The organism is Streptomyces sp. NPDC030222, assembly GCF_055573115.1.
This window is the reverse complement of record NZ_JBVICA010000006.1, coordinates 44,279-60,780: the sequence shown is the minus strand read 5'-3', so window position 1 is coordinate 60,780 and position 16,502 is coordinate 44,279. Positions and strand designations below refer to the sequence as shown.

At 74.4% G+C, this 16,502-nt stretch carries 13 protein-coding genes and 1 riboswitch; of the genes, 4 read left to right on the top strand and 9 right to left on the bottom strand.

Annotated elements, in window-relative coordinates; all coding sequences use genetic code 11:
* Window positions 1-502: 502 nt before the first annotated feature.
* Window positions 503-1,474, top strand: coding sequence for an SCO1860 family LAETG-anchored protein (locus ACZ4Z5_RS10890; RefSeq protein ID WP_468259790.1), 972 nt, complete (start codon window positions 503-505; stop codon window positions 1,472-1,474).
* An 89-nt stretch (window positions 1,475-1,563) separates the two neighbouring features.
* Here the strand turns inward: ACZ4Z5_RS10890 and cobC are convergent, their stop codons facing one another.
* Window positions 1,564-2,676: an Rv2231c family pyridoxal phosphate-dependent protein CobC gene (cobC, locus tag ACZ4Z5_RS10885; protein WP_468260487.1), complete on the bottom strand. Its 1,113-nt coding sequence runs from the start codon at window positions 2,674-2,676 to the stop codon at window positions 1,564-1,566.
* A gap of 78 nt (window positions 2,677-2,754) precedes the next feature.
* The gene (locus tag ACZ4Z5_RS10880; protein ID WP_468259787.1) at window positions 2,755-3,144 is read right to left on the bottom strand and encodes a cobalamin biosynthesis protein; all 390 of its coding nucleotides are present in this window, start codon (window positions 3,142-3,144) and stop codon (window positions 2,755-2,757) included.
* A gap of 38 nt (window positions 3,145-3,182) precedes the next feature.
* On the opposite strand from ACZ4Z5_RS10880, the gene ACZ4Z5_RS10875 reads away from it, so the two are divergent.
* A complete protein-coding gene (locus ACZ4Z5_RS10875) occupies window positions 3,183-3,878 on the top strand; it encodes a ZIP family metal transporter (RefSeq protein WP_468259784.1) in 696 nt (231 codons plus the stop codon).
* A gap of 46 nt (window positions 3,879-3,924) precedes the next feature.
* Here ACZ4Z5_RS10875 and ACZ4Z5_RS10870 read toward each other — a convergent pair whose 3' ends face one another.
* The 7 genes from ACZ4Z5_RS10870 to ACZ4Z5_RS10840 form a co-directional block, all read right to left on the bottom strand.
* Window positions 3,925-5,340, bottom strand: coding sequence for a cobyrinate a,c-diamide synthase (locus tag ACZ4Z5_RS10870; protein ID WP_468259782.1), 1,416 nt, complete (start codon window positions 5,338-5,340; stop codon window positions 3,925-3,927).
* The gene (gene cobO, locus ACZ4Z5_RS10865) at window positions 5,334-5,933 is read right to left on the bottom strand and encodes a cob(I)yrinic acid a,c-diamide adenosyltransferase (protein ID WP_468259780.1); all 600 of its coding nucleotides are present in this window, start codon (window positions 5,931-5,933) and stop codon (window positions 5,334-5,336) included. The genes ACZ4Z5_RS10870 and cobO overlap by 7 nt, the downstream gene beginning before the upstream one ends.
* Window positions 5,933-8,023, bottom strand: coding sequence for a putative cobaltochelatase (locus ACZ4Z5_RS10860; RefSeq protein WP_468259778.1), 2,091 nt, complete (start codon window positions 8,021-8,023; stop codon window positions 5,933-5,935). Before ACZ4Z5_RS10860 ends, cobO begins: the two co-directional genes overlap by 1 nt.
* Before the next feature lie 172 nt (window positions 8,024-8,195).
* Window positions 8,196-9,707, bottom strand: a complete 1,512-nt coding sequence (locus tag ACZ4Z5_RS10855) for a cobyric acid synthase (protein WP_468259775.1) — start codon at window positions 9,705-9,707, stop codon at window positions 8,196-8,198.
* 154 nt (window positions 9,708-9,861) lie between these two features.
* Complete coding sequence (locus ACZ4Z5_RS10850) at window positions 9,862-10,818, bottom strand: cobalamin biosynthesis protein (RefSeq protein WP_468259772.1); 957 nt, start codon at window positions 10,816-10,818, stop codon at window positions 9,862-9,864.
* Window positions 10,819-10,945: 127 nt separating this feature from the next.
* A riboswitch (cobalamin riboswitch) is annotated at window positions 10,946-11,076 on the bottom strand.
* 146 nt (window positions 11,077-11,222) lie between these two features.
* Entirely contained in the window at window positions 11,223-11,441 is a 219-nt protein-coding gene (locus ACZ4Z5_RS10845) for a hypothetical protein (RefSeq protein WP_468259770.1), read from the bottom strand.
* A 12-nt stretch (window positions 11,442-11,453) separates the two neighbouring features.
* Complete coding sequence (locus ACZ4Z5_RS10840; RefSeq protein WP_468259768.1) at window positions 11,454-12,692, bottom strand: inorganic phosphate transporter; 1,239 nt, start codon at window positions 12,690-12,692, stop codon at window positions 11,454-11,456.
* Window positions 12,693-13,251: 559 nt separating this feature from the next.
* On the opposite strand from ACZ4Z5_RS10840, the gene ACZ4Z5_RS10835 reads away from it, so the two are divergent.
* Window positions 13,252-14,379, top strand: a complete 1,128-nt coding sequence (locus tag ACZ4Z5_RS10835) for an alpha/beta hydrolase (RefSeq protein WP_468259765.1) — start codon at window positions 13,252-13,254, stop codon at window positions 14,377-14,379.
* Between the two features lie 562 nt (window positions 14,380-14,941).
* A complete protein-coding gene (locus ACZ4Z5_RS10830) occupies window positions 14,942-16,483 on the top strand; it encodes a hypothetical protein (RefSeq protein WP_468259761.1) in 1,542 nt (513 codons plus the stop codon).
* Window positions 16,484-16,502 lie beyond the last annotated feature (19 nt).

Sequence of the window (16,502 nt, the reverse complement as noted above, 5' to 3'; positions counted from 1 at the left end):
GGTGGCCGGAGCCGGTGTGCGGGAAAACCGGCCCGCTGACCGGCCGCCGCACCGCTGCGGCGCGGAGTCCGGTGCGGCCGTCCGCGCCGTCGAGTCGGCTCCGGCTCGGCTCCGGCTCGGTTCCGGCTCGGCTCCGGACCGGCTCTTCGGGCCGCGCCCGCCGGTGACCGTGCCCGGGAAAGGGCCTGTACGGCCGCCCGCGCACCCGGTTGACGAACCGTGACGCCGACGCCGCCCCACTCGTTGACGTAATTCGCGCCCGTTCCCGCCCGACGGCGGTCCGCGCGGCGCCCGCCCCCGGCCCGCCCCGTGAGGGTGAACCGTGGGCCGCGCGCGGGAACACCCGTACCGGGATATTCGAATGCAGGCCCGGGAATCCCCCTTTGGGGTGAACGCACGCCATGTGGCTGACCGTTCACTCTCGGTGCGTAAGTATTCGGGTGTCTCAGCCGCCACTCGCGTACTCGCCGGCGGTTCGCACCTTCCGTGGGGGTCCACCACCGTGAACAGCGACACCTTCCGTATGCCCGCACGCCGTTCGGCCGCCGTCGCGGCTGCCGCGGTGCTCGCCGCCGGCCCCATGGCGCTGCTCGCCACCGCCGCACCTGCCCACGCCACCACCGGCGACGGCAAGGCGGGAGCGGCCGTGCTGCGCACCGGAATCGACGTCTCGCTGCTCGACAAGACCGTCCATGTGCCGCTCACGGCCACCCTCAACGAGGTACAGGCTCCCGCGAGCGCGGAGAAGACCGCCCTCACGGTCACGCTCGACGGGGCGGAGGGCGGAAAGCCGGTGAGCGTGCTGAAGGCGGACGTCGCCACCGCGGCGGCCACCGCCGCCGAGGGGCGCGCCGAGGGTCGCGTCACCCTCGTCCGCGCCAAGGTCCACGTCCCCGGGCTGCCACTGCTCTCCCTCATCGAGGCCGAGAAGGTCACCGCCCGGGCGGTCTGCGAAGCGGGCGAGGCGCCGCGAGCCGAGGCCAACGTACTGGGCGCGGTCACCGTCCTCGGCAAGAAGACCACGCTGTCGAGCGGCGGTCCCACGAACGTCCGGGTCCCCGGTGTCGGCGAGGTCACCCTCGATCTGTCCGCGACGCAGACCACCACCAGCAGTGCCGCCGCCACCGCGCTGCGCCTGAAGGTGTCCGTCAACCCCCTCAAGCTGAACGTCGCCGAGGTCGAGGGCACGATCACCCTCGCCGAGGCCACCTGCCAGTCGCCCACCGCCCGGACCGAGCAGCCCGCGGCCGAGCAGCCCGCAGCCGGGCAGCCGGTGCCGTCCGCGTCGCCCGCGCCGGCGAAGACCGCCTCCGGCACCACCACCGTCAAGGCCGCCCCCGCCACCGGACCGACGGAGGCCGACCTCGCCGAGACCGGCGGCGGTTCCGCCACCCCCTACCTCGCGGGCGGCGCCGCCGTCCTCCTCGTGGGCGGCGCCACCGCCCTCGTCGTCGTACGCCGCGCGCGTTCCTGAAACCCGGCGGCCCCGCGCCGGCCAGAGGCCCCGGCGGGGACGGCCGCCGGACCGCCGGAGGCGGCGGGTGACGCGTAGGAGGGGACGAGTCACTCGCCGCCGACGGCGGACAACGCCTGGTCCAGGGCCTGGAGGAAACGATTCGTCGTCGCACGGTCCCGCACGGCGATCCGCAGCCACTGCGGACCCAGCCCCGGGAACGTGTCACCCCGCCGCACCGCGAACCCCAGCGCCCGCAGCCGCTTCCGGACCTCAGCGGCCCTGGCCGTCCGCACCAGCACGAACGGGCCCTGCGCCTCAGCCACCGCCCGCACCTCGTCGAACTCCGCCAGCCCCGCCAGCAGATGCTCCCGGTCCCGGGCGATCTGCCGGGCCGCGCGCTCCGCCTCCGCCGGCGCCTCCCCGGACATGCACGCCTCCGCCGCGGCCAGTGCGGGCGTCGACACCGGCCACAGCGGCTGTGCCAGCTCCAGCGCGGCGATCGTGCCCGGATCGGCCAGCACATAGCCGATCCGCAGCCCGGCGAGCCCCCAGGTCTTGGTCAGGCTGCGCAGCACCACCAGACCCGGTAGGTCCGTGCGACCCGCCAGGGCCTCGCACTCGCCCGGCACCGCGTCCATGAACGCCTCGTCCACCACCAGCGTCCGGCCGGGCCGGGCCAGCTTCTCCAGCACGCCCGAAGGATGCAGTACGGACGTCGGGTTGGTGGGGTTGCCGACCACGACCAGGTCGGCGTCGTCCGGCACGGCCGCCGGGTCCAGCCGGAAGCCGTCCTCCTCGCGCAGCAGCACCCGGCCCACCTCGTGTCCGGCGTCCCGCAGCGCGGCCTCCGGTTCCGTGAACTGCGGATGCACCACCACCGGCCGGCGCATCCGGAGTCCGCGCGCGATCAGCACGAACGCCTCCGCCGCCCCCGCGGTCAGCAGCACCCGCTCCACCGGGAGCCCGTGCCGCCGCGCGACGGCCGCGCGTGCCGCGGCACCGTCCGGGTAGGCGGCCAGCGCGCCCAGGGACGCGGCGATCCGCTCCCGCAGCCACGCGGGCGGCGTGTCCGCGCGGACGTTCACCGCGAGGTCGGTCAGCGCCGCATCGGCGCCCCTGACCTCCGCGTCGCCGTGATGACGCAAGTCATGGCTGTCGCTCCGAGCCTGCATGGCTGACCTTGCCTTCCGAACCGGGTGGGGGGTACGAGGGACGCGCAGCGGACCGGGCCCGTACGCGCGCCCCGTCCACGGCACCGGACGGCCCGGCTTGTCCGGCCCTGATCCGCCGGACACCCCCTAGCGGCGTGCCACGGCACAGGTGACCGTGGCCGGCCGGCCGGGAGGGCCGGACTTCCGTTTGGGTACCAGAAGTTCACCGCCCTCGGCCAGTGCGGCGGCCTCGGCGACCGAGGGCGTGCCGACCAGCGACCGGGCCCGCTCCGAAGGAGTGGGCACCACGACCGCGGCGAGCAGGTCGGCATCGTAGGCCACCAGAGGCACGCCGAGCCGCCCGGCCGCGGCGACGATGCCCGGTTCGTCCGCCTTCACATCCACGGTCGCCAGTTCCGTCACGTGTTCCGGGGCCAGCCCTGCCGCCCGCAGCGACTCCGCCACCAGGCCCAGCACCTCGTCGGCGGTCACCCCGCGACAGCCGCCCACTCCGACCACCACGACCCGGCCGTTCACCGTCCGTCCCGCCCCCGTCCGCGTGCTAGCAAAGGCCCATGCCTGTGTTCGTCGCGCTCGGCGCGTTCCTGATGACGCTGACCGGCGGCTGGGCGGCGCAGCGCGTCACCCACCACCGCCACCTCGTCCTGGCCCTCGCGGGAGGGCTGATGCTCGGCGTCGTCGGGTTCGACATCCTGCCGGAGGCCCTGGAGGCGGCCCACGCCACCCTGCTGGGCGTCCCCGTCGTCCTGCTGCTCTTCGTGGGCGGGTTCCTCGCGGCCCACCTGGCCGGACGGCTGTCCCCGGCACGCCGTACGCCCGGAGTGGGGCTCGTCGCGGCATCCGCAATGGTCGGGCACAGCCTGATGGACGGCATCGCCATCGGGGCCGCGTTCCAGGTCGGCGCCGGAATGGGCACCGCGGTCGCGATCGCGGTCGTCGCCCACGACTTCGCGGACGGCTTCAACACGTACACCCTGACGCGGCTGTACGGGAACGCCCGCGGCACGGCGGTGGTGATGCTCGTCGCGGACGCCGTCGCCCCCGTCGTGGGCGCGGCGTCCACCGTGCTGTTCACCATTCCGGGCGAACTTCTCGGCTACTACCTCGGGTTCTTCGGCGGTGTGCTGCTGCACCTCGCGGCAGCGGACGTGCTGCCCGAGGCGCACCACGAGCGGCCCGCCCGGTCGGCGCTGCTCCTGACCGTCGCGGGTGTGGGCTTCGTGTGGCTGGTGGTGGGCCTGGCGCACTGAACGCGCCGTCGCCGTCCGTGGGTTCCTCACCGTCCGGGACGCCCCCTCATCGTCCGCAGCGCTTGACGAACCGGCGCGCGATCCCCGGGGACGACGCCCAGTGCGTGTGCAGATAGCTCGCGTGGACGCCGCGCTGGACGAAACCCTCGACCCGGCGCTTGGGCTGGTGCATGCCCCACGCGGGCGCCGGGCCCGCCCCGGGCTCCAGCACCGTGCGGTGGAACTCGTGTCCGCGCAGCCGCGTGCCGACGGCGGCCAGCACGCCGTCCGACACCGCCACCGCCTCCCGGTAGCCGAGCGTCAGCCGCTCGGACATCCGCGCGTCGGCCTCCAGCACCCCGCACATGGGCCTGCCGTCCAGGGAACGCGCGAGGTACAGCAGCCCCGCGCACTCGGCGGCGATCGGCGCGCCCGTGGCTGCGAGAGCCGCGACGGCCCCGCGGAGGGACTCGTTCGCGGACAGCTCCGGCCCGTACACCTCGGGGAACCCGCCCCCGATCACCAGACCGGCCGTGCCGTCCGGGAGCTTCTCGTCCCGCAGCGGATCGAACGTCACGACGTCCGCACCGGCCGCGCGCAGCAGTTCGGAGTGCTCGGCGTACGAGAAGGTGAACGCGGCGCCGCCGGCCACCGCGACCACCGGCCGCGGACCTCCGTACGCGGGAGCGGCGGCCTCATCCCCGGAATCCCCGGAAGCACTCCGGAGCAGTGCGGGCCCGTCCGCGTCCGGGCGGACGGCGACGCCGGGGTCCCACGCCGCGCCGGGAAGCGGGGCCGCGCTGCGGGCCAGGGCCAGGACCGCGTCCAGGTCGCAGCCCGCCCGTACCCGCTCGGCCAGCGCCCGTACGGAATCCACCGCCTCCGTGTGCCGTTCCGCGACCGGCACCAGACCGAGGTGCCGGGACGGCGTGCCGACGACCGCGTCACGGCGCAGCACGCCCAGCACGGGCACGCCCGACTCCGCGAGCGCGTCCCGGAGCAGCTCCTCGTGCCGGTCCGAGGCGACCTTGTTCAGGATCACCCCGCCGATCCGCACCTCCGGGTCCCACGACGCGAAGCCGTGCACCAGTGCCGCGACGGAACGCGACTGCGACGACCCGTCCACCACCAGCACCACCGGTGCCCGCAGCAGTTTCGCCACCTGCGCGGTGGACGCCAGCTCGCCCCGGCCCGCCGCACCGTCGTACAGGCCCATCACGCCCTCGACGACCGCGAGATCGCACCCGCGCGACCCGTGGGCGAACAGCGGGGCGATCAGGTCGGGTCCGCACATGTACGCGTCGAGGTTACGGCCCGGACGCCCGGTCGCCAGCGCGTGGTAGCCCGGGTCGATGTAGTCGGGACCGACCTTGTGCGGCGACACGGCGAGGCCCGCCGCCGCGAACGCCGCCATCAGGCCCGTCGCGACGGTGGTCTTGCCGCTGCCGGACGACGGGGCGGCGACGACGATCCGGGCTACCACTCGATGCCCTTCTGGCCCTTCTGGCCCGTGTCCATGGGGTGCTTCACCTTCGTCATCTCGGTGACCAGATCGGCGAAGTCCACCAGCTTCTCCGGCGCGTTGCGGCCCGTGATCACCACGTGCTGGTTGCCCGGCCGGTTCCGCAGCACCTCGACGACCTCGTCGGTGTCGATCCAGCCCCAGTGCAGCGGGTACGCGAACTCGTCCAGCACGTACAGCCGGTGGGTCTCGGCGGCCAGGTCGCGCTTCACCTGCTCCCAGCCCTCCCGCGCCTTCTCCTCGTTGCTCAGTTCGGCGTCGCGCTGGATCCACGACCAGCCCTCGCCCATCTTGTGCCAGACGACGCTGCCGCCCTCGCCGCTCCCGCCGAGGACCGTCAACGCGCGCTCCTCGCCGACCTTCCACTTCGCCGACTTGACGAACTGGAACACCCCGACGGACCAGCCCTGGTTCCAGGCGCGCAGCGCCATCCCGAACGCGGCCGTCGACTTCCCCTTGCCGGGCCCGGTGTGGACCATCACCAGCGGCCGGTTGCGGCGCTGACGAGTGGTGAGTCCGTCGTCCGGTACGACGGTCGGCTGTCCCTGCGGCATTACGCGGCCCTCCTGTGGGTTCGGGTTCCCTGAACGTCCTTCACCAGCCCGGCGATGCTGTCCGCGCGCAGCTCGTCCAGCGTCACCGCCGTGCCGCCCAGCCCGGCGGCCAGGCGCCCGGCGAGCCCCAGCCGGACCGGGCCCGACTCGCAGTCCACGACCACGGACGCCGTTCCCTCGGCGGCGTGCAGGCCCGCGGCCCGCCCGGCCAGCGCCAGCGGGTCGGGACCGCCGGTGGCCCGCCCGTCGGTGACCACGACCAGCAGCGGGCGGCGGGACGGGTCACGCATCCGCTCCACCCGCAGCACGTCGTGGGCCTTCAGCAGTCCCGCCGCCAGCGGAGTCCGGCCGCCGGTCGGCAGCGACTCCAGCCGGGCCGCCGCCGCGTCGACCGACGAGGTCGGCGGCAGGGCCACCTCCGCGCCCCGTCCGCGGAAGGTGACCAGGCCCACCTTGTCCCGCCGCTGGTACGCGTCCAGCAGCAGCGACAGCACCGCGCCCTTGACCGCGCCCATCCGCTTCCGGGCCGCCATCGAACCGGACGCGTCGACGACGAACAGCACCAGATTGCCCTCGCGGCCCTCCCGGGTCGCCTGCCGCAGATCGTCGCGGCGCACCACCAGACCCGGGCCGGAACGGCCGCGCGCCCGCTGGTGCGGTGCCGCGGCCTGCACGGTAGCGGCCAGGTGCAGCTTGGTCAGCGCCCCCTGCGGGCGGCGCGCACCGGTCGTCCTGCCGTGCTCCGTACGGGCCCGGGACCGGCGTCCCGCCGCGCCCTCGCCGAGACCCGGCACGCTGAGCACCTTCGTACGGAACGGTTCCGCGGCCCCGACGGCTGCCTGGTCGCCCGCGGGGGCACCGCTCCCGGCCCCGGCGGGCTGCTCCTCGGGACGCCCACCGGGAGCCTCCGGAGCCGCCTCGGGCGGGCCGTCCTGGGCCTGTGTCTGCGGCGGGATGCCCCCGCCCGGACCGCCGTCCGGACCACCGTCGTCCGGGCCGCCTCCGTCCGGGCCGTCCCCGTCCGGATCGTTCCCGCCGCCCGGACCGTCCGGGTCCGGATCGGTGTCCGGCTGGCCGTCGCCGCGGAACTGCTCCAGCGTCTCGTCGAGCTTGTCCTCGTCGAGACCCGGCGCGTCGAAGGGCGACCGCCGCCTCCGGTGCGGCAGCGCCAGCAGCGCGGCCTGCCGTACGTCCTCCACGGTCACGTCCGTGCGCCCGGCCCAGGCGGCCAGGGCGGTCGCCGTGCGCGCCATCACGATGTCGGCGCGCATGCCGTCGACCTCGAACGCGGCGCAGGTCGCGGCGATCTGGCGCAGGGCGTCGTCGCCGAGCTCCACGGACGGCAGCAGCGCCCGCGCGGCGGCGATCCGGTCGCGCAGCGCCGTCTCCTCGTCCGCCCAGCGTGCCGCGAACCCGGCCGGGTCGTCGTCGAACGCGAGCCGACGCCGCACGACCTCCACGCGCTGCTCCGGGTCCCGCGAAGCCGCGACCTCGACCGTGAGGCCGAACCGGTCCAGCAACTGCGGCCGCAGCTCGCCCTCTTCGGGGTTCATCGTCCCGACGAGCAGGAACCGCGCTGCGTGCCGCACGGAGACCCCTTCGCGCTCGACGTGACTCGCGCCCATGGCCGCGGCGTCGAGCAGATGGTCCACCAAGTGGTCGCTCAGGAGATTGACCTCGTCGACGTAGAGGATCCCCCGGTGCGCGGCCGCCAGGAGCCCGGGTTCGAAGGCCTTGACGCCGTCGGCGAGCGCCCGCTCGATGTCCAGCGCGCCGACGAGCCGGTCCTCCGAGGCGCCCACCGGCAGTTCGACCATGCGTGCGGGGCGCTCGGCGCTGCCGGAGTCCGGATGCGGCCCGTCGGGACACTGCGGATCGGGCGCGGCAGGATCACAGCTGAACCGGCAGTCCGCGATCACCGCCACCTCCGGCAGCAGGTCGGCCAGCGCGCGGACCGCCGTGCTCTTCGCGGTCCCTTTCTCACCACGGACGAGGACGCCTCCCACCGCCGGACTGACGGCGTTGAGGAGCAGGGCGAGCCGCAGGTCGTCCATGCCGACGACGGCGGAGAAGGGATACCGGGTGCTCATACGGCGATCACTCCTTCGAGTGGTTTCCATCCGGGTTCGGAGGAGTGGAGTCGGCTGTGCTGCGTGCTGATGTCCTGCTTCCCGCACCGGCGGGGGCGGCTCGCTCCTTCACGAGCATTCGATCGAGCTCCTGCTCTGCTCCCCGCCCGTGCGGGGACGGCCCGGTCCCCGCTCACGGCGCCCCCGGCGGTACGAACGGCAGCCCCGAGGGCGGCCCCGACTCGATGAGCTTCATCAGCCCGTCCGTGTCCGCGTGTTCCTCGATCAGGTCGCCTAGGCGGTCGAGCTGTTCCTCGCGGAGTACGCCGAAGCTCGTGTCCGGTGCGGGCACGAAGCGGCGGCCGGCCGCCCGCGCCACCTCGCGCAGGAACGCGCGCCGGAAGCCGTCGCTCTCCAGCGAGCCGTGCCAGTGGGTGCCCCAGACCGAGCCGACCCGGCAGCCGTCCAGGAACGGCTCGCCGCCCAGCACCTCGGCGACCCCGTGGTGGATCTCGTAGCCCTCGACGGACTCGCCGAGCGCCCGGCCGGCCGGGCGGGCGAGCGTCTTCTCCGCCGCGAACCGGACCCGTACGGGCAGCAGGCCGATCCCCTCGACCTCGCCGGCCCGGGACTCGACGTCGTCGTGGATGTGCGTGCCGAGCGACTGGAAGCCGCCGCAGATGCCCAGCACCGGGCGGCCCTCGGCGGCCCGCCTCGCCAGCGCGTCCGCGAGGCCGCGCTCGCGCAGCCAGGCGAGCGCCTTGACCGTGCCGCGGGTGCCGGGGACGACGGCCAGATCGGCATCGGCCAGTTCCTCCGGGCGGTCCACGAAGCGCACCACGACGCCCGGTTCGGCGGCGAGCGCGTCGACGTCCGTGAAGTTGGACATCAGCGGGACCGCACAGACGGCGACCCGCAGGACGTCCTCGCCGTGCGGGGGCGCGACCGCCGACTCGCGGACCGTGCCGCGCAGGGAGACCCGCAGCCCGTCCTCCTCGTCGATGCCGAGCCCGTGCCGGTACGGCAGCACGCCGTAGGTGCGTCGGCCGGTCAGCCCGTGGAGCATGTCGAGGCCCGGCTCCAGCAGGGACACGTCCCCGCGGAACTTGTTGACGAGGTAGCCGGCGACCAGTTCCTGGTCCTCGGGGCTCAGCAGCGCGGTCGTGCCGAAGAAGGAGGCGAAGACCCCGCCGCGGTCGATGTCGCCGACCACGATCACGGGCAGCCGTGCCGCCCGTGCGATGCCCATGTTGACGATGTCCGTGCGCCGCAGATTGATCTCGGCGGGACTGCCCGCGCCCTCGCAGATCACGGCGTCATACGTGCCCCGCAGCTCGGCCAGGCAGTCCAGCACCGTGCCGAGGAGGGCCTGCTGACGGCCCCCGTGGTAGCCACGGGCGCTCATCTCGCCCACCGGCTTGCCCATCAGCACCACCTGGCTGCTGCGGTCGCCGCCGGGCTTGAGCAGCACGGGGTTCATCAGCGCGCTCGGTTCGACCCGGGCGGCCTGCGCCTGCATGGCCTGCGCCCGCCCGATCTCGGCGCCCTCCCGTGTGACGAAGGAGTTCAGCGACATGTTCTGCGCCTTGAACGGAGCGACGTTCACTCCCTGGCGGACCAGCCAGCGGCAGATACCGGCCGACACCACGCTCTTCCCGGCGTCCGACGTCGTGCCGGCGACCAGGAGTCCTCCACCGCCGCTCATGCGGTCTCCCTTTCCCTTTCCGTGGTGGTACGGGGCTTCTCCGAAGGCGTACGGGGTTTCTCCGTGGCCGTGCGGGGCTTCCTCGTGGGCGTCCGGGGCTTCGTGGCCGTTCGGGCCGCAGGCCGTCGCCCGTCCGCCGCCGTCCGTGTCTCCGTCATCGCCGCCCCCGGCGGGTGCGCAGGGCACCGGCTGCGAGCCGGGCGGTGACGCAGGTGGCCAGGGTGAGGGCCGTCACCCGGCGGGAGAGCCGGACCGCGCGGTCGATGTCGGCGAGTGCGACCGGGCGGCCGGTCGCGTTGAGCACCGGACGGTGCTCGACGCGACCGCCGTACGCGAGCGTGCCGCCGAGGCGGACGCCCAGGGCGCCGGCGAAGGCGGCCTCGACTGGACCGGCGTTGGGGCTGGGGTGCCGTGCGGCGTCCGCGCGCCATGCCCGCAGGGCTCCGCGCGGATTGCCCCCCGCGACCGTGGCGAGGGCCGCGGTGAGCCGGGCGCCGGGCCATCCGGCCATGTCGTCGAGACGGGCGGAGGCCCACCCGAACCTGCGGTGGCGGGGCGACTTGTGGCCCACCATGGCGTCGAGGGTGTTGATGGCCCGGAATCCGACGAGGCCCGGCACCCCTCCGAGGGCGCCCCAGACCAGTGCGCCCACCACGGCGTCCGAGGTGTTCTCGGCGACGGACTCGACGACCGCGCGGGCGATGCCCGGCGCGTCGAGGGCGTGCGGGTCGCGTCCGCACAGATGGGGGAGGCGTTCCCGGGCGGCCTCGGTGTCCCCGGCGGCGAGCGCTCCGGCGATCGTGCGGGCCTCCCGGCCGAGCGTGGTGCCGCCGACGACGGACCAGGTGGCGGCCGCGGTCAGCGCGACGCGGGCGAGGGGACGGCGGCGGACGGCGTGTGCGGCCAGTGCGGCGGCACCCACCGCGCCCCCGGCGCACACCACGGCGTGGAGGGCGCCCCAGCCGCGGTGGTCGCGCCACAGGGCCCGTTCGACGGCCGCGGCGGCCCGTCCGAAACCGGCGACGGGGTGTCCGCGGCGCGGGTCACCGAGCAGCAGGTCTCCCGCCATTCCGGCGGCGGCGCCGTATGCGAAGAGGTGATCGGCATGCATTCGGTCAGCCCGCCGACACACCTCGGAGGGGTCCCGGTCGCGGTGCGGTGCTCGGCGGCGGCATGGCGCGCATGGCGGTGTGTCCTCACTCAGGGTCCGCGCCCTGGATCGACGTGACCGGCGGCGAGAGTCTCCTGGCTCCCGGATCCGCGATTCCCCCGGCCTTCCAGTCCGCGTGCGCGAACCGTGACGTCCGGTGTGGGGGAGCGCTCCCCGGTGACAGTGGCGGGACCGCGCCGGATTCTCACCGGCTTCCTCTTCTGCCGCCGTACATGGCCCGGGCAGTCCACCACGCCCCGCGAACAGCAGTCAACTTGCCCTTTGACCTGCGGGGGAGTGCCGGGCACGGCAGCGCCCCACGAGCGGAATGCCGCTCGCGGGGCGCGATACAGAGCCTGTGTGTCCTACGACACGATCAGGTAGATGCCGAAGCTCACGGCCGCCGCGCACAGCGCGAACGAGAGGTACGCACCGGTCCGCTTCAGGGCCATGGAGCCGGAACCGGAACCCTCCGCGGGCTTCGACATACCGACGATGCCCAGGGTGAACAGGCTCACCAGGACGACGGTGACCATCAGGCTGACTCCGAAGACGGAGCCGAGAGCTGCCCAGTCGATCTTCATGCTTCTCGTTCCTTACACCGCTGCGGGCTGCGGGGGCTCGGGGGCGGCGGACGTGGCCGGGGCCGGGATGGTGGCCTTGAGGTCGCCGACGGGAGGCGGGGTGACGGCCGCGATCGCGGTGGTCACCACGCCCGCGGGCTCGGCCGTCTCGTCGACCTCGTTGACGTTGCTGTGGTCGACGACCTGGCGGCGGGAAACGACCCAGATCGCCACGCAGGACCCGATGAGCAGGGCCACGACGGTGCCGACGCCCCAGCTGCCCTGCCGGGCCACGAACTCGGACGCGGCGGCGACCAGTCCGGCGGCCGGGAGCGTCAGACCCCAGGCGACGAACATGCGGGTCGCGGTGGACCAGCGGACCACACCGCCCTTGCGGCCGAGGCCGGCACCCATGACCGCGCCGGAGCACGAGTGGGTGGTCGACAGGGAGAAGCCGAGGTTGGAGGAGGCCAGGATGACGCTGGCGGCGCTGCTCTGGGCGGCGAAGCCCTGCTGCGGCTGGAGGTCGGTGAGGCCCTTGCCCATGGTGCGGATGATGCGCCAGCCGCCGAGGTACGTGCCGAGGGCGATGGCCGTGCCGGCCGAGACGATGACCCACATCGGGGGGTTGGAGCCGGGGGCGAGGACGCCGCCGGTGACCAGGGCGAGGGTGATGATGCCCATCGTCTTCTGGGCGTCGTTGGTGCCGTGGGCGAGCGAGACCAGGCCGGCGGAGGCGATCTGGCCGGTGCGGTAGCCCTTCGCGGTGGACTTCTCGTCGGCGTTCTTGCCGATCATGTACGTCATGCGGGTCGCGAGCATCGCTCCGATGCCGGCGACGAGGGGGGCGGCGATCGCCGGGATGAGCACCTTGGTCACGACGACTCCGCCGTTGACACCGCTGATGCCGACGGACGCGATGGTTGCGCCGATCAGACCGCCCATCAGGGCGTGCGAGGAGCTGGACGGCAGTCCGACCAGCCAGGTCAGCAGGTTCCAGAGGATCGCGCCGACGAGGGCGGCGAAGATGACCTCGGGGCGTATGCCTTCCTCATTGACCAGTCCGCTGGAGATCGTCTTGGCGACCTCCACGGACAGGAAAGCGCCGATGAGGTTGAGCACGGCGGACATGGCCACCGCGGTCTTGGGCTTGAGGGCACCGGTCGAGATGGTGGTCGCCATCGCGTTGGCGGTGTCGTGGAAACCGTTCGTGAAATCGAACACTAGAGCTGTCACAACCACTATCGCGAGCAGCAAAGTGATGTGTTCCATTTACCCAGGCAATCGTTTGGTGTCAGTGGCTGGTTGAACCTAGGAAACCTGGATGAACGGAAGGTGAACGCGATCGGGCCCGGCGGTGTCGCAGGTCGCCGGTGCGTGGGGTGGATTGCGGCTGTATCGCTCCGGATCGGCTCGGAGGAGCGGATTCCACGGCTTTGCCCGACGTCTTCACTCGAACAAGTGACCCACCCGAAGAGACCTTTGTCACTCGGAAGGGTTACCACCCGCTCTGTGCTGCCACGACGTCGAATGACGCCCCGGCGGAGGGGTGCGGCCGGGCGGTCGGGCATGCCGCGTCGGCGGCGGAAGGCGGTCCCGTACCGGGGGTCGGCGCTCCGGTCGGGCGGCCCGGGCGGGGGTACGGTGTGACGGAGGTCACGCCGCATCGGAGGTCTCGGTTCCGCATCGGAGGTCTCCGGTGCCCCGGAACCCGCCGCAGCGGACGCACGCCGCCGACGCCCGACGCGGGTACGACGTCCCGCCCGCTATCCCGGCACCGCCCGGGCGACGTCCACTGGCAGGGGGCACCCTGCGCACCGACACTGAAGGGGTGCGCCCGGCTACAGCGACGGCAGCGGCCGTCACCACCCTGCTCGGCATCGGCGCGGCCGTCATCGTGGCCGGCCGGTACGCCAGCGACGCCGCGCTGAAGCACTCCGACGGCCGTGCACTCCCCGGGGAGCCCCGGCTCACCGTGCACGGCACGGCCCCGGGCCGGATCATCCTCACCCGCAGCCTCGCCTCGCTGCGCCCCGGCACCTACGGCCTGGTCGGACCGCATACCCACGCCGTCGTCGGCGACGTCATCGAGGACGAGCAGCACTCCGCCGACACGGTCGTCCGCCGACTCGACCGGGTCACCCGCGGCACACTCCGCTCCGGCGACCGGCTGCGCCTCTCCCCGCAGGTCCACCACGGGACCCCCGGCAGCGCGCTGGGCATCGACTACGAGAACGTCGAGATCCCCGGGGAGCTGGGCGCCCTGCCCGCCTGGTACGTCCACGGGCCGCGCACCACCTGGGTCGTCGCCGTCCACGGCCTCGGCGCCACCCGGGAGCACGCCCTCAACGTCCTGCCGTTCCTGCACCGCAGACGGTTCCCGGTGCTGCTGCTCGCCTACCGGGGGGACCCGGGCGCCCCGCACTCCCCGGACGGACTCGGCCACCTCGGCGGCTCCGAGTGGCGCGACCTCGACGCGGCGGTCCGCTACGCCGTACGCCGCGGCGCCGAGCGGGTCGTGGTGCACGGCTGGTCCACGGGGGCCACCATGGCCCTGCACGCCGCCGCCGACTCCGGCGTCCGCGACCGCATCGGCGGTCTCGTCCTCGACTCGCCGGTGCTGGACTGGGAGGCGACGCTGCGCGCGCTCGCCTCGGCCCACCACACGCCCGCCGCCCTGCTGCCGCTCGCGGTGCGGGCCGCGCAGGACAGGACCGGGATGCGCGGTGAACGGCTCGCCGCGGCGGCCGCCCCCGAAGCGCTGCGGGTCCCCACCCTCCTCTTCCACGGCCCCGGCGACGTCCTGGCCCGCTGGGAGCGGTCGCGTGAACTCGCCTCCCGGCGGCCCGACCTGGTGACCCTCCAGACCTTCACCGAGGCCCCGCACGCCGCCATGTGGAACGCCGACCCCGCCCGCTACGAGGAAGCCCTCCGCCGCTTCCTGGTCCCACTGGCCTAGACGGGGTTTCCGGCGGACCCGGCCGGGCCCGGCCGCCTGGCACCGCGGCTTCCGGAGTTTTCGCCGGTCGCCGACGCTCCGCATGGACCCTCCCTCTCTCCCCCTGCCTCCGGCGGGACCCCCCTCCTCCGCCTTGCCATCCACGGCACCAGACGACCCGGGCTGTCCGACCCCGATTCGCCGGACACCCCTTAGGCGGGGGTTTCCGGCGGATCGCGGTCGGGCCCGGCGGCCGGCCCGCCCGGCACACGGCGGCTTACGGCGTTGTCGCCGGTCGCCGACGCTCCGCATGGACCCTCTCGGATTCTCCCTGGCCTCCGGCGGGAGTCCTGGCCTCCTGGCCTCCGGCGGGACTTCTGGCCTCCGGCGGTGGACCCTTGCCCTCCGCCTCGCAATCGCCGGGCACCGGACGACGGCACCGGAGACCCGGGCCGCCCGCCCCTGATCCACCGGGACAACCCCCTGGCGGAGGGCGCTCGCCCCCGCGCGGCGGGTGCCCCGCGCTCTGGAGAACAGCCCCCTCCGTTTGGGCTTTCGGGGCGTCTACGGGAAGACTGCCTCCGTGACGTCCCGTACCCCGCGCGACTCCAGGCTGAGACTCGTCCGCCCCCGACCCCTCGTCACCGCCCGGAAGGCGGTGTCGGACCGGCGCGCCAGGCCGGCTCCCCGCCCGCCCGAGGGCACTCCGGTGCCGAGAGAACTGGCCCGCCAGGCCAGGCTCGTGCTCGTCGACGCGGTACGGATCGCCCGCTGGGCGGACGACGAGAGCGGCCGTGGCGTGGCACTCCGTTCCGGCCCCGCGGGCGCCCTGCCCGAGGACGCCACCGAACGCGCCGCCGCGGAACTGCTCCTGACCCGCGCACAGGTGTCCTCCGCCTGGAACCGCGCCCGCCTCGCCGGACTCGTCGAACTCCACGGCGACTGCGTCCGCACCGGCTGGCGGCTGCGCGCCTGGGACGGGGACGACGCCGCGGTACTGCGCTGCTGGGTCGCGCTCTTCGACGCCTGGTCGTTGTTCCACCATGCTCCGGACGACGTCGCGCCCACCGCCGTCGCCGAGGTCGTCGAGGCCGTCCCCCAGGTGCTCTCCCTGCTCCAGCTGTCGGCGGGGCCCGTGCTCGTACCGGCTCTGCTCGACCTGCTCGAGCAGCGTGTCGCCGAACTGCGCGAGGAACGCTGCGAGGTCCCGTACGGGACGCCTGCCGCCCCCCGGGCCGTGACGACCGCTCCGGCGGAGGGGACCGGGGAGATGCCGGACAACGGGGGGATTCCGCGGGCCCGGGAGGTCCCGCGGGCCGGGCATCCCGGGAAGGTCTCGCTGACCGAGGAGGACACCCCGGCCGCGACAGCCGGCCCGGAAGCGGCCGGCACCCCGCTCGCGCTGCTGCTCGACTGGGCACTCGACGGTCTGGCCGCAGTCGGGGCACTGACCCTGGGCACCGGACCGGCAGGCCGTCGGGCGACACTGTCCCCCCTCGGCAACTGGGCCGTATGGGTCAAACTCGAACAGATCTGCGTCGCCGCCCAGAGCCCGGCGGGCAACATCGAGCAGTCCGCCGAGGACATGCTGCGCGGCTGTGCCCGGCTCACCCCGGGCCCGGCCCGCGCCGAGTACCGCGCCTGGCTGGCCGCCCGCCCGGTGGGCACCGCGGTCATGGAGCTGCTGGAGGCGGCCCGCGGCCAGGACGCCCTGCTCCGCGGGCTCGCCTTCGAGGCGCTGCGGGTCGTGGGCGCGCCCGCCGAGCCGGAGGTGCGCGCAGCGGCCGGCGAGGTGTCGCTGCGCCCGTACGCCCTGCTCTGGCTGGCGGAGTACGAGGGGGCGGGCGCCGAGGAGGCCCCGGACGTCCTCACCCGCGAGGAGTCGACCTGGCTCTGGGTCGACACCGCGGCCGCGATCGCGGACCACGGGGAGAGCGAGCTGCTGGTCAGGCACCTCGACTCGGCGGTCCAGGGCACGGTCCCCGCGCTGCTCGACGAGGTCCGGGCCGTCGGCCACCCCCGCACCGTGCAGGTGCTGGTGGCCCTGGCCGCCGCCCATCCCGACCCGGCTCTGGCGAAGGCGGTCCGCAGGGCCGCCTTCCAGGTGCACACGGGCGGGTCGTGAGACCGGAGGAGGGTCGGGG